The 12,190-nt window shown below is 37.8% G+C and carries 16 protein-coding genes; 6 read left to right on the forward strand and 10 right to left on the reverse strand.

Annotated elements, in window-relative coordinates; translation table 11 throughout:
• Positions 1 to 39: 39 nt before the first annotated feature.
• Positions 40 to 285: a NifU family protein gene (locus BLS35_RS26775; protein ID WP_090787579.1), complete on the reverse strand. Its 246-nt coding sequence runs from the start codon at positions 283 to 285 to the stop codon at positions 40 to 42.
• A 48-nt stretch (positions 286 to 333) separates the two neighbouring features.
• Complete coding sequence (locus BLS35_RS26780) at positions 334 to 1,428, reverse strand: Mrp/NBP35 family ATP-binding protein (RefSeq protein ID WP_090787625.1); 1,095 nt, start codon at positions 1,426 to 1,428, stop codon at positions 334 to 336.
• A 251-nt stretch (positions 1,429 to 1,679) separates the two neighbouring features.
• Between BLS35_RS26780 and BLS35_RS26785 the strand changes: the two genes are divergently transcribed.
• Genes BLS35_RS26785 through BLS35_RS26795 form a run of 3 tightly spaced genes read left to right on the forward strand, consistent with a single transcriptional unit; the run spans position 1,680 to position 4,976 of the window.
• Positions 1,680 to 3,695, forward strand: coding sequence for a transglycosylase domain-containing protein (locus BLS35_RS26785; protein ID WP_371328267.1), 2,016 nt, complete (start codon positions 1,680 to 1,682; stop codon positions 3,693 to 3,695).
• A gap of 5 nt (positions 3,696 to 3,700) precedes the next feature.
• Positions 3,701 to 4,258 carry a hypoxanthine phosphoribosyltransferase gene (gene hpt, locus BLS35_RS26790; RefSeq protein WP_090787584.1) on the forward strand — a complete coding sequence of 186 codons (558 nt, stop codon included), beginning with the start codon at positions 3,701 to 3,703 and terminating at the stop codon, positions 4,256 to 4,258.
• 58 nt (positions 4,259 to 4,316) lie between these two features.
• Entirely contained in the window at positions 4,317 to 4,976 is a 660-nt protein-coding gene (locus BLS35_RS26795) for a phosphatidylserine decarboxylase family protein (RefSeq protein WP_090787587.1), read from the forward strand.
• Positions 4,977 to 5,049: 73 nt separating this feature from the next.
• Here BLS35_RS26795 and BLS35_RS26800 read toward each other — a convergent pair whose 3' ends face one another.
• From BLS35_RS26800 to BLS35_RS26835, 8 genes are all read right to left on the reverse strand, one after another.
• The gene (locus BLS35_RS26800) at positions 5,050 to 6,162 is read right to left on the reverse strand and encodes a mechanosensitive ion channel family protein (protein ID WP_254779160.1); all 1,113 of its coding nucleotides are present in this window, start codon (positions 6,160 to 6,162) and stop codon (positions 5,050 to 5,052) included.
• A 2-nt stretch (positions 6,163 to 6,164) separates the two neighbouring features.
• The gene (locus tag BLS35_RS26805; RefSeq protein ID WP_090787594.1) at positions 6,165 to 7,391 is read right to left on the reverse strand and encodes a Glu/Leu/Phe/Val dehydrogenase dimerization domain-containing protein; all 1,227 of its coding nucleotides are present in this window, start codon (positions 7,389 to 7,391) and stop codon (positions 6,165 to 6,167) included.
• 89 nt (positions 7,392 to 7,480) lie between these two features.
• Entirely contained in the window at positions 7,481 to 7,828 is a 348-nt protein-coding gene (rplS, locus tag BLS35_RS26810) for a 50S ribosomal protein L19 (RefSeq protein ID WP_008241658.1), read from the reverse strand.
• 278 nt (positions 7,829 to 8,106) lie between these two features.
• Positions 8,107 to 8,379 carry a hypothetical protein gene (locus BLS35_RS26815; RefSeq protein WP_090787597.1) on the reverse strand — a complete coding sequence of 91 codons (273 nt, stop codon included), beginning with the start codon at positions 8,377 to 8,379 and terminating at the stop codon, positions 8,107 to 8,109.
• 27 nt (positions 8,380 to 8,406) lie between these two features.
• Positions 8,407 to 8,688 (reverse strand): hypothetical protein, encoded by a 282-nt coding sequence (locus BLS35_RS26820; protein ID WP_090787600.1) that lies wholly within the window; start codon positions 8,686 to 8,688, stop codon positions 8,407 to 8,409.
• Between the two features lie 224 nt (positions 8,689 to 8,912).
• Entirely contained in the window at positions 8,913 to 9,590 is a 678-nt protein-coding gene (trmD, locus tag BLS35_RS26825) for a tRNA (guanosine(37)-N1)-methyltransferase TrmD (RefSeq protein ID WP_090787602.1), read from the reverse strand.
• A 14-nt stretch (positions 9,591 to 9,604) separates the two neighbouring features.
• Positions 9,605 to 10,132 carry a ribosome maturation factor RimM gene (gene rimM, locus BLS35_RS26830; protein ID WP_090787604.1) on the reverse strand — a complete coding sequence of 176 codons (528 nt, stop codon included), beginning with the start codon at positions 10,130 to 10,132 and terminating at the stop codon, positions 9,605 to 9,607.
• A gap of 75 nt (positions 10,133 to 10,207) precedes the next feature.
• Entirely contained in the window at positions 10,208 to 10,807 is a 600-nt protein-coding gene (locus BLS35_RS26835; protein WP_090787607.1) for a 30S ribosomal protein S16, read from the reverse strand.
• 161 nt (positions 10,808 to 10,968) lie between these two features.
• Between BLS35_RS26835 and BLS35_RS26840 the strand changes: the two genes are divergently transcribed.
• The 3 genes from BLS35_RS26840 to BLS35_RS26850 all read left to right on the forward strand — a co-directional run.
• Positions 10,969 to 11,487: a 5' nucleotidase, NT5C type gene (locus BLS35_RS26840; RefSeq protein ID WP_254779163.1), complete on the forward strand. Its 519-nt coding sequence runs from the start codon at positions 10,969 to 10,971 to the stop codon at positions 11,485 to 11,487.
• Positions 11,488 to 11,537: 50 nt separating this feature from the next.
• A complete protein-coding gene (locus tag BLS35_RS26845) occupies positions 11,538 to 11,858 on the forward strand; it encodes a heavy metal-binding domain-containing protein (protein WP_090787609.1) in 321 nt (106 codons plus the stop codon).
• 70 nt (positions 11,859 to 11,928) lie between these two features.
• A partial coding sequence (locus BLS35_RS26850; RefSeq protein ID WP_175459640.1) for a transposase occupies positions 11,929 to 12,190 on the forward strand: 262 nt, incomplete at its 3' end.

Consider the following 12,190-nt stretch of genomic DNA (forward strand, 5'->3'; position numbering starts at 1 on the left):
GTTATAAATAAAACGGCTAGTTAAATTGTGTTAAATCATTTAAACCGGTTCTACCAGGTTTATTGCTTCAACGGCGGTAATTTGAGGAACAGCTTTCATAATAGCTTGCTCAATCCCTGCTTTCATGGTCATAAAACTCATTTTGCAAGATCCGCAGTTACCCAATAATTTCAATCTAACCACATTATTCGCCGTAATCTCCTCTATAGCAACATTTCCACCATCAGCAATTAAATATGGGCGGATAGTTTCTAAAGCCTGCTCTACTTTTTCTGTTAAATTCATTTTGGTATATTAAAATATAAAAATAGTAATTTTTTTCCTCATTTAATATCATTTCTCAGCAACCAGAGGATTGGCTGCTACGGTTTGCGCATTATTAATCGCGATTTGTTGTGCAACTCTACCTGCAATTTCAGTAAAAGACACCGCTATTTTGTTGTCCTTGTCTAAAGCCACTGGTCTGCCGCTATCACCGCCTGCAGTGATGCTTTGCACAATTGGAATTTCTCCAAGGAATGGTACAGCAAACGATTTTGCCAGTTCCTTGCCACCGTCTTTTCCAAAAATATAGTACTTATTGTCTGGCAGCTCTTCCGGTGTAAAATAAGCCATGTTCTCAATCACTCCTAATACAGGGATGTTGATGCTCGGCATTTTAAACATAGCCAATCCTTTACGTGTATCTGCCAAAGCGACCTGCTGAGGGGTAGTCACAATTACAGCACCAGCTATTGGGAAACTTTGAGTAATAGTAATATGAATATCACCTGTTCCCGGTGGAAGATCCACAATCAGGTAATCCAACTCACCCCAGTCAGCATCATTAAAAAGCTGCTTCACTGCATTAGAGGCCATTGGTCCGCGCCATGGTACAGGCTGATCAGGATCTGCAAAAAAGCCTAGAGAAAGAAGTTTTATCCCATATTTCTCTATAGGCATAATTAATGTCTTGCCATCTTCTGTTTCCCGTGCAGACGGCTTTGCGCCCACAAGATCAAACATGATCGGCACAGATGGCCCATAAATATCAGCGTCTATTAGGCCTACTTTCGCACCATCAGCCGCAAGCGTAATCGCCAGGTTACTGGCCACAGTAGATTTACCAACGCCACCCTTACCCGAAGAAACCAAAATAATATTTCTGATCGCTTTAAGCTGTGTGGTATCCATCGGTTTGGTTACTCTAGAAGTAATATTTATCTCTACCTCTGCTTCCTGACTCACAAAATGCTTAACTGCATTTAGACATGCATTTTTGAGCATATCCTTCATGGGACAAGCAGGGGTGGTTAACTCTAAGGTGAAACTTACCTGTTTATCAACTATTTTTAAGTCTTTGATCATGTTCAGCGTAACCAAATCTTTCTTAAGATCTGGATCCTCAACATTTCTCAAAGCGGCTAGAACTTGTTCTGGGCTAATCATCATTATTCAAAATTAACAAAAGACGGCCATAATTAATTTCAAATGCCCCTTTTTATTGTAATTTTAACACGAAATAAACATTTGAGTTTAACGTTTAGCAATAAAATCTATTTCATAGCATGCATCTTCCAAAAATTAACATCCCCAAAAAGTACATAAAGACCGGAGCGTGGGTATTGGGGATTTTTCTTCTTCTACTGATCGTTGGGGGTGTTATTGCCTACACAAAAAGAGAAGCCCTATTAACAAAAATGATGACAAAGGCCATTGCAAAGGCTGAAAATGATTATGGACTTGATGTTAAAATTGCTGAATATGGATTTAATGGATTAAGTACGGTTCACATGAAAAACATCTCGGTAGTCCCTAAAGACCGAGATACCCTGACCACCATAAATGATATGACCATCGGGGTAAAGCTTTTTCCGTTGATTTTTGGCGATGTTAAACTCTCCGAAATTAACTTAAATGTAGGTAAGCTTAATGTGGTTTTCAGAGATTCTTTAAGTAATCTCGACTTCATCCTGAAAAGAAAAAAGAAAGATAGTACAGAAAATAAAACTAAAACAGGCCTTGCCGATCTTGCTCATGATCTGCTCAATCAGGTTTTGTATAAAATACCTGACAATATGGAAATCACAGATTTTCTATTGAATGTAAACGATAATGATACCGCTAAGCTTACTTTCTTGACCACCAAAGCCACAATAGACGGTGGTGACTTGAATTCAACTATTTTAGTAAACGGCACAGAATCTACCTGGCACATTAACGGGATCGTAAAACCCGGAAAGAAACAATTGGATATCATGCTGTTCGCAGATAAAAAGAAAGTAGAGTTGCCTTATCTGGATCATAAACTCCATGCCAAATTAAGTTTTGACACGGTAAGAACAGAAATGAAAAATGCCGATTTTAGTGGTGATAATTTTAAAATATCTGGATCCTGGTCGATAAAGAACTTACTGATTAACCATCCTAAGATTGCGACCAACGACATCGTCGTTTCGAATGCAAAAATTGATGCCGATATGCTTATCGGAAAGAATTTTGTTGCACTAGACAGTTCTTCGACCGTATTTCTTCAAAAAGCAACCCTTCACCCTTATTTAAAATACACGTTATCACCGAACAAAATTTACGAGGTAAAGCTTCGTGCTCCAGAGCAGGATGCACAGGAAATTTTAACTGCTTTTCCGCAGGGCCTATTTGAGTCTCTTGATGGAATGCAAGTAAGTGGTAAGATCCGGTATGACCTTGATTTTTACCTTGACAGTTCGCTCCCAGACAGTGTAAAATTCAACTCCTCTTTAACACCTACTAATTTTAAAATCCTTAAATGGGGAAAAACAGATCTTCAAAAGATAAATGGAGATTTTGTTTATACGCCATACGAACGTGGTAAACCTATGCGTGATATTCTAATCGGTCCTGCCAACCCGAATTATACACCATTATCGGAGGTTTCCAGCAACTTCAAAAATGCCATACTGACCTCGGAAGACCCTTCTTTCTTTACCCACAAGGGCTTTGTACAGGAATCTATTCGAAAATCTATTGCCGTAAACTTCAAGGCAAAGAAATTTGTCAGGGGTGGAAGCACAATTTCCATGCAGTTGGTAAAAAATGTATTCTTAAGCAGGCAAAAAACACTGTCAAGAAAAGCAGAAGAAATTCTTATTGTATGGTTGATTGAAAATAATAGGCTGGTGAGTAAAAACAGAATGCTGGAGGTTTATTTCAACATCATTGAAATGGGCCAAAACATTTATGGAATTGGAGAAGCTACAAGATATTATTTTGGCAAAAAACCTTCTGATCTGAATATTGGCGAAGGAATTTTTCTAGCCAATATTGTCCCGAGACCAAAAATAGCTTTGTATAAGTTTAAAGATGACGGAGGTCTTAAAGACTACCTTTATCCTTATTTCAAATTTATTGGAAAAATTATGGCTGGAAGAGGCTTAACACCTAGCGATAGTAGCGGATATGGCTTTTACAACGTCCGCCTGCGCGAAGGATTAAGAAAGTACTTGTTGCCTGACTCAACAAAAATAGACACCAATGCATTTGACAATGACGATCCATTACCAACGATAGAGACTCATGATGCACCAAAGAGCTTATTTGACCGGATATTCGGTAAACAGAAAAAAGATACCAGTGCTGTAAAAACAGACACGACTAAAACAAGAAAAGAATTGAGGCAGGAGCGTCGTGAGCAACGAAAAAGAGAAAAAGAACTAGAGAAGGTTAAACAGCTATAAGCAACATGAACAATATTGAAATAGAAGATAGGACCTTCGAAATTCTTTTGGAGAATCATACCATCAGCAAAAGAACTCGTTTAATTGGAATACAAATCAATGTAGACTACGAAAACAGATGCCCCATATTTATTGGTGTATTAAATGGTAGTTTTTTATTTATGGCTGACCTTCTGAAGGAAGTCGAGATCCCTTGTGAAATTGGCTTCATCCGAGTCTCATCCTACGAAGGGGCCGAAAGCAGCGGGGAGGTAAAAGAAGCATTTGGCTTACCGGATAACCTGCATAACAGAGACATCATCATCGTTGAAGATATTGTAGATAGCGGCCTTACGCTTAATTACGTTATCAATGAGATCCATAAGCAAGTTCCTGCATCAGTTAAGGTCTGTACACTTTTGTTCAAACCTGCGGCTTTAAAAGTACCCATAAAAGAACTTGAATACGTTGGTTTTGAAATCGCAAATGAGTTTGTGGTGGGCTATGGTTTAGACTATATTGGGCTTGGCCGAAACTTAAAAGATATCTACAGAGAGAAAACAGTTCCCTCCCCCTTACCTTAAATGTAATTTTTTTTTCACAATTTTGTGAAAACATACATTTTAATATCAATCTACATCAATGACCATACACAAAGAAGGTTACACCACCATTGCATTATCTGTCCTTTTCATATTTATTCTGAATGCTATTGTTTCTTATAAATTTGATGACGTAACCTGGTTAAGGTGGTTAATCTACATTTTCTCTTTTTCGCTTTTCGTTATTGTTCTACAGTTTTTTAGAAACCCATCCCGCACATTTACTAGCGGAGAAAACTTGGTGATCTGCCCTGCAGACGGAAAAGTTGTGGTAATAGAGGAAACTGAAGAAGGAGAATATTTTAAAGACAAAAGATTGCAGGTGTCGATATTCATGTCTCCTGTAAATGTACACATCAACAGAAACCCTATTTCTGGCGTTGTTAAATTTTTTAAATATCACCCTGGAAAGTATTTAGCGGCATGGAATCCTAAATCATCTACAGAGAACGAAAGAACTACGGTAGTTGTAGAACATAAAAACGGTACGCCTGTATTGTTCAGACAAATTGCAGGTGCGCTTGCCAGAAGAATCGTTTGGTACGTGAAAGAAGGAGATAAAGTTGAGCAGACTAAAGAGTTTGGGTTTATCAAATTCGGCTCAAGAGTTGACATATTCTTACCTATTGGCACGAAAGTAAATCTGGAACTAAATCAAGTTGTAAAAGGCGGAATTACAGTATTAGCCGAGCTTGCATAAGCATCCATAAATTATCAATAACAAAAAATGCCCGGAATGATCCGGGCATTTTTTGTTTATATCTAGTTTTGCTTTATTTAGCGGTATCTCCTATTGATCTTTGGGTTGGATAAGCAAAGCTAGACCGATACTGCTTAACAATCTCCATCAGCTTAAAGTTAATCTCTTCTTTAACTTGTAAGTACCTGCTGTTATCCATATTATTCACAAGGTAAACCACCTGTATATGCAACGCAAAATCGCCAAAATTATCAAATGTAGCAGAACCATCCTTTGTATCGGGATGTGCCGTTAGAAAGTCTCCAATGGCTTTTACGATCAATTTAATATCCGCTGGATCTGTCTCGAAAGTTATACCGATAAAGAAATTTACTCTTCGGTAGTTTCTCAAGGTTACGTTTTCAAGTACACCATCAATCATTGCTCTGTTAGGAATAACAATTGTTGTTTTATCAGGGCTAATCAACCAGGTACTTCTAAAGCCAACCTTATCGATTGTTCCTTCAATACCATCCACTTTAACCACATCACCAACCGTAAAAGGTTTATCCAAAAATATGGTAAATGACCCTATTAGATTCTCCAGACTTTCCTTTGCTGCCAATGCGATTGCAATACCTCCAATCCCTAATCCAGTAATCAGGGTAAGGACGTTGATCTCGAAAACGAAGCCTAATAGAACAAAAAAACCTAAAAAACAGATCAATGTCTTCGTCAACTCTTTTAGGAAGGGCACCAATTGATCGTCTGTTCTATTATTGGTTATGGCCGCCTTATGTTTTAATACAAAAGCGATAAAATCAATAATCCTTAAGATGATCCAGAAAATAGATAGAATGATCAGAAATAGAAAGACCTTATCCAGACAATCACCAATGGTAACTCCTGCTTTCGTTTTAGATCTATGCCACAAGACGGTATCAAGCGGATGCGTTAAATGATTGACAGCAAGGTAGATTGTGCAAAAAGAAATAAACGACTCAATAGGCTTCACCAGAAGCGACGCAAAGGTCTCTCCTTTAACCTCTTCAGCAAAGTTCTTAAAAATTTTAAAAAGACCAGAGCTAATTAGCCTGGAAACCAATCTTTTAAACAGCAGTCCAAGTAAAATAATCCCAACAAAAAAGCAATATTGCTTCACTGTATTGCCCCAGAAAATCTGTTCAAAAAATTGATTGTCCATCATAATTATACCAATTGTTTTAATGCAATTTCAAATGCTGTTTTAGATAATTGTTTGCGCTCTGGCGATTCGTCATGGATCGCTTTCATTGCTTTATAAATCACTTGAGACGCGTCGGTAAAGATCGCATCATCGCTCATTTCTACATTTCTTTGCATCAAATAAGCAAATACCCTTGCCATACCGCAGTTTGAAATAAAGTCAGGAATTACTGCACAATTGTCATCCACATGCTCCATAATGCTTCCAAAGAAAATCTCCTTATCTGCAAAAGGAACGTTTGCACCGCAAGCAATTACTTCTAAACCACCAGCGATCAACTGATCTACCTCGTCTTGTTTAACAAGCCTTGATGCTGCCGCAGGAACAAAGATCTCTGCACCTACATTCCAGATTTGCTTGCTGGCCTCTTCAAAAGAAATAAGATCCGGAGACACTAAGGTGTTTCCTACCCTGTTATTAAACAAAGCCACGATCTCTTCCTTAGTAAAGCCATCCTTATTGATTAATCCGCCAACACGGTCAATAATACCTACAATTTTGACACCATTCTGCGACAGATAATATCCCGCCGCTGCAGCAACGTTACCCCAGCCTTGAATTACTGCACTTTTACCTGCTAATTCTCCGCCCCAAATGCTATAAAAATGTGCAATTGATTCTGCCACACCGTAGCCGGTAATCATGTCTGCAACTTTATACTTTCTTTTGATATCTGGGGTATAGTTTAAATCTTCCAGCACTTTGGATACACCATAACGCAATTGACCAATCTGATGAATACGCTCATTTTCTCTAGCTTGGTAATGACCATTGATTACTCCCTCTTGTGGGTGCCATAAGCCATAATTCTCCGTGATTGGAATTACTTCATGGATCTCATCAATATTTAAATCTCCACCGGTGCCATAATAGCTCTTCAACAAAGGCATCACAGCTTTATACCAACGCTCTAATACCTCTTTCTTCCTTGGATCAGCAGGGTCAAAGTTTATACCTGATTTAGCACCTCCGATAGGCGGGCCAGATACCGTAAACTTTACTTCCATTGTTTTGGCTAAGGATTCAACCTCTCTTTTGTCTAAACCCTTACGCATCCTTGTACCCCCACCGGCAGCACCACCACGAAGTGAATTAATGACCACCCAGCCCTCAGCTTCAGATTCCTTATCCTTCCATTCAAAAACAATCTCAGGTCGCTTCTCTTCGAATTTTTTTAACAGTTCTTTCATTATTATATTAAGTTAGTTGGCGCAAAGATATACAAACAAAAAAACCTCACCGATATGATCGGTGAGGTTAATATATTTTTTTAAAAGAGTTAGACTCTTTTAGATTTGATACGAGCTGCTTTACCAGTCAATTCGCGCAGATAAAATAATTTCGCTCTGCGAACTTTACCGTGGCTATTCACTTCAATTTTAGCGATGTTAGGAGAGTTAATAGGGAATATACGTTCCACACCTACACCATTAGACATTTTACGAACGGTAAACGTTTCGTTTGCACCAACGCTATTACGTTGTAACACTACGCCTTGGTAAATTTGAATACGTTCTTTATTACCTTCGCGAATTTTATAGTGAACACTCACTGTATCTCCTGATTTGAATGCAGGAAACTCATTTTTTGCGATTACCTGCTCTTCAACAAATTTTACTAAATCCATGATTTTAAGCTATTAAGCCGACTTTTTGTTGTTTAAAATCGGACTGCAATATTAGGAATATTATTTTAAAAATAAAAGCCTTTTTTGTTTTTTTCCACATTCTTTAACATTTCCACAAAAATAGCGCGCAACACAACCCGCTGATCATCACTATAAAATGAAACTTATTTTTTATAAATCTAGCTTTACGCTATCTTCCGCAGCTATAAATTTCGAAAATGCGATGATTGAGCCGAACAGCATCAATTTTGCATCTTCAATTCTTAACAAAAAAATAATTAATCTTTTTTCTCCTTTTTATAGATCAAGGATTTTAAATCTGGTCCTTTGATCACCGAATTCTCCAAACCTCCCCGCTTCAGTTTAAAAAGAATCTCCATTTTTCTCACCATGGCATAAGGGATATCTGTTACATCATTCACTTTAATATTGCGGTAATTATGAAAAGTGTTTATCGAAATCTCCAATTCTTGAGGAATAATCTTTCTGGCTGCCGAATATTCAATAACGTTTAGCCCATATAAATATTCATTAATCTTATACTTATACATGTTTAATAAATTAGCTGATAGAATTAATTACTTATTCAGGCTTTCGCGCAACATAAGCTCCTTCAATGATTTACAACGCATCTCTTTATTGATGAGTTCACCTGCTTTCATTTCAAATAGCTTCTCAATCATAACAACTTTTTCATAAGGAATATCCTGCTTATCATTAGATAAAATATTTCTGTAATTATGAAATGTATTCAATGAGATTCCCAAAACTCTGGGAAGAATCTTTATGGCTTCCCTATATTGGGGTACCGGTAATCGCAATAAAAAATCATTGATCTTGTATTTTCGAGCTCTACTCATGGGGCGTAAATTTGGTTAATAATAAGTCGATTCATCTTTTGCATTAAAAACAACGGCAAAGACATAGTTTTTTAACGTGAATTTACTTAAAAAACATTCAAATCCCCACAAAAAAACAATTTATTTTTTATAATAACATAAAATTTATAGCATAAAAACCATAAAAAAATCACAAGAATCCTTACCACATAAAAACACAGCAAAAGAAAATCTAAGAAAGAATATTAATCTTCTAAAAGATCGGGTCTACGTGTTTGCGTACGAATTAGCGCCTGGTCATGTCGCCATTCGTTGATCTTTGCTTCATGCCCACTCAATAGAACATCAGGAACCTTATGACCTCTCCAGTCGGCAGGCCTGGTATAAACTGGTGCATCAAGCAACTCTCCCTGAAAACTATCAGACAAGGCTGAAGTCTCATCGTTTAAAACCCCAGGAATTAACCGCACGACGGCGTCAACAAGCACCGCTGCCGGCAGTTCTCCGCCAGAAAGGACATAATCCCCAATTGAGATCTCCCGGGTCACAAACAGATCTCTGATGCGCTGATCAATACCTTTGTAGTGACCGCATAAAATCATGATATTCCCTTTTCCAGACAACTCGTTCGCAATAGTCTGGTTAAACGTTACCCCGTCAGGACTCATAAAGATAACCTCATCATAATCCCGCTCCGCCTTAAGCCCTTCAATGCAGCTTGCAAAGGGCTCAATGGACATCACCATGCCGCTACCACCACCGTAAGGATAATCGTCTACACTCTTTTGTTTATTGGTTGCATAATCCCTTAAATTATGTACAACAATTTCAGCTATGCCCTTTTTTTGTGCACGCTGAAGAATAGAATGAGCAAAAGGACTGATCAATAAATCAGGTAAAACAGATATAATGTCGAAACGCATCTTGTAAAGTTAAATTAATTTGACAGATAAATATCCAATAAACCCTCTGGTAAATCTACCAATAAGGTCTCTTCTTCCTCATCAATTTCAACAATCATATCCTCATTTAAAGGAAACATAATCTCTGTGCCCTTATACAAAACCGTGGCTACAAACTGTTGGGGATATTCATTAACTTCAATAATTTCACCAAGCTCTCCCTGCGTCTCATCCGAAACGGTAAAGCCTTTAAGATCAAAATAATGAAACTCCTCGTCAGAACGATCTGGCATTTTAGACAATGGCAAATAGATTTTCTTTTTCACCAAAGCCTGAGCCTTATCTATATGATCTACATCATCGAAATAGAAATTGCCTGTATTGTTGTTTTGCAACTTACAGGATGACACAAAAAACGGGACCATTTTACCATTTATCTCTGCAAAAACCACATCCAAGTCCAATAATTCTGGTTCATCATATTCAAAAAACAATTGAACTTCACCTTTTAATCCCTTAGTCTTGGTAATATACCCTATGTAAAACGCTTCTTCTTGTGTCATATCTACTTAAAATAAAAATAGCGAAGAATTCATTTTCATGAAATTTCTTCGCTATCCATTAGCATAAAAAAATGATTATGCTTCTTCTTCTTTGCTTTCTTCAGCAGCAGGAGTTGCCTCTTCAGTAGCCGGAGCTTCTTCAGTTGCAACAGGAGCCTCAGCAGCAGGAGTTTCTTCAACAGCTACTTCTTCTTCAGCAACAACTTCTTCTACAACTGGTGCATTTTTAATAGCAAGAGCAGCAGCACGATCAGCATTTTTCTTGCTTTCAGCAGCTAAAGCAGCTTTTCTAACTTCATCTTTAGATTTAGTTAAGCCATCTTTCTTGCCTTCAATACGTCCGTCTTTTGCAGTTAACCACTCAGCGAATTTAACTTCAGCTTGTTCAGCAGTTAATGCTCCTTTTTTAACACCACCTTCTAAGTGTTTTTTGTATAAAACACCTTTGTAAGAAAGGATAGCACGACAAGTATCCGTAGGTTCAGCACCTTTGTTTACCCAGTCTAAAGTTTTATCGAAATTAAGGTCGATAGTAGCAGGATTGGTATTTGGGTTGTAAGAACCTAAACGCTCAATAAATTTACCATCTCTTGGTGAACGGGAATCCGCTACCACTACGTGGAAAAAAGGTTTCCCTTTTTTACCGAATCTTTGCAATCTGATTTTAGTTGCCATTTCTTCTTTTTGTTTATGTATTCAACATAGTTCCCGGAGCTTCGTGCTTGCGGGGATGCAAAAGTAAGTAAAATACTAATGATTAACAAGATGCAATAATTTTAAATTCAATTAACAGAACTATTCCATGATTTAAAGATATTTGAGAAAAACAAAATCACATGAGAATAGCCATTGACATGGATGAAGTGTTAGCTGATCCCTTAAGTAAATTCATTAAACTGTATAATCGCGACTATGGTGTGCCTTTGGATCTTATTGTTAATCCTGGCAACGAAATCTACCATCACGTTCCTGAGCATGCCAACAACAAATGGTTTGACTATATTAATGAAAAGGGCTTTTTTAGAGACCTCCCTGTGATTGAAGGCAGTATTGAGGCCGTTAAGAAACTCCAGGAAAATAATGAGGTGTATATCGTTTCAGCAGCAACGGAATTTAGAAATTCATTAGAGGATAAAATAGACTGGCTAGCCGACCATTTCCCCTTTATAAGTTGGAAAAACATCATATTCTGCGGAGACAAAATTGTCAACGTAGATATAATGATAGACGATCGCATTAAAAACTTTCATGGTTTTAATGGTAGAAAGCTATTGTTTTCTTCCCCGCACAATATGCTGATTACCGGTTACGAACGCGTTGACACCTGGCAGCAGGTACTCGATAAATTGTCGTAATTACTGTAACATTTCCCATTTCTATCAATCAAATCTTAAAAACTATCCATATGCTGATTACAACAACAAATACAATAGAAGGCAAAAAAATAGTCAAATATATTGGCCTTGTTAGTGGCGAAACCATCATTGGCGCCAATATTTTTAAGGACCTTTTTGCCGGAATCCGCGATATCGTTGGCGGAAGGTCCGGATCATACGAACAAGTGTTGAGAGAAGGAAAAGATACTGCAGTAAATGAAATGCAACAATATGCTGCAGCAATGGGAGCTAACGCCATAATTGGCGTTGATCTTGATTACGAAACCGTAGGAAGTGGTGGCAGTATGCTCATGGTAGCCGCAACAGGTACCGCAGTAATTATTGAATAAATAGTAAGAAGCTGTCTCAAAAGTGAGGCAGCTTCTTTTTTTTGATGTGAAATTTTTGTAATTTAAAGTCATGTCAGGAAAAGTAGTTTTTAAGCCCTATGATCCGGATCAGGCGACATTTTTACCTTATAGCCTGGAAGAGTTAGTGCCTTTAGGCCATCCGGTTCGGATCGTTAAACAGGTTGTCGATCAGGTAGATGTTAAACCGATCAACCGTAAATATAAAGGAGGCGGAGCCTCCAGCTTCCATCCCCGTTTGATGTTGAAACTGTTGGTCTATGGTTACCTGAGTAATACGTATTCCTCCCGTAAGCTGGAAGAGCAGGCTCAGC

The sequence above is a fragment of the Pedobacter sp. ok626 genome, from assembly GCF_900100435.1.
GTDB lineage: Bacteria > Bacteroidota > Bacteroidia > Sphingobacteriales > Sphingobacteriaceae > Pedobacter.

Coding starts and splice junctions, on each gene's coding strand:
- BLS35_RS26805 (WP_090787594.1), bottom strand. CDS start 7,391: ATGAAAGAACTGTTAAAAAAATTCGAAGAGAAGCGACCTGAGATTGTT.
- BLS35_RS26785 (WP_371328267.1), top strand. CDS start 1,680: ATGATGACAAAGGCCATTGCAAAGGCTGAAAATGATTATGGACTTGAT.
- rplS (WP_008241658.1), bottom strand. CDS start 7,828: ATGGATTTAGTAAAATTTGTTGAAGAGCAGGTAATCGCAAAAAATGAG.
- BLS35_RS26815 (WP_090787597.1), bottom strand. CDS start 8,379: ATGTATAAGTATAAGATTAATGAATATTTATATGGGCTAAACGTTATT.
- BLS35_RS26780 (WP_090787625.1), bottom strand. CDS start 1,428: ATGATTAGCCCAGAACAAGTTCTAGCCGCTTTGAGAAATGTTGAGGAT.
- BLS35_RS26840 (WP_254779163.1), top strand. CDS start 10,969: ATGAGAATAGCCATTGACATGGATGAAGTGTTAGCTGATCCCTTAAGT.
- BLS35_RS26845 (WP_090787609.1), top strand. CDS start 11,538: ATGCTGATTACAACAACAAATACAATAGAAGGCAAAAAAATAGTCAAA.
- BLS35_RS26800 (WP_254779160.1), bottom strand. CDS start 6,162: ATGATGGACAATCAATTTTTTGAACAGATTTTCTGGGGCAATACAGTG.
- BLS35_RS26795 (WP_090787587.1), top strand. CDS start 4,317: ATGACCATACACAAAGAAGGTTACACCACCATTGCATTATCTGTCCTT.
- rimM (WP_090787604.1), bottom strand. CDS start 10,132: ATGACACAAGAAGAAGCGTTTTACATAGGGTATATTACCAAGACTAAG.
- hpt (WP_090787584.1), top strand. CDS start 3,701: ATGAACAATATTGAAATAGAAGATAGGACCTTCGAAATTCTTTTGGAG.
- BLS35_RS26820 (WP_090787600.1), bottom strand. CDS start 8,688: ATGAGTAGAGCTCGAAAATACAAGATCAATGATTTTTTATTGCGATTA.
- trmD (WP_090787602.1), bottom strand. CDS start 9,590: ATGCGTTTCGACATTATATCTGTTTTACCTGATTTATTGATCAGTCCT.
- BLS35_RS26775 (WP_090787579.1), bottom strand. CDS start 285: ATGAATTTAACAGAAAAAGTAGAGCAGGCTTTAGAAACTATCCGCCCA.
- BLS35_RS26835 (WP_090787607.1), bottom strand. CDS start 10,807: ATGGCAACTAAAATCAGATTGCAAAGATTCGGTAAAAAAGGGAAACCT.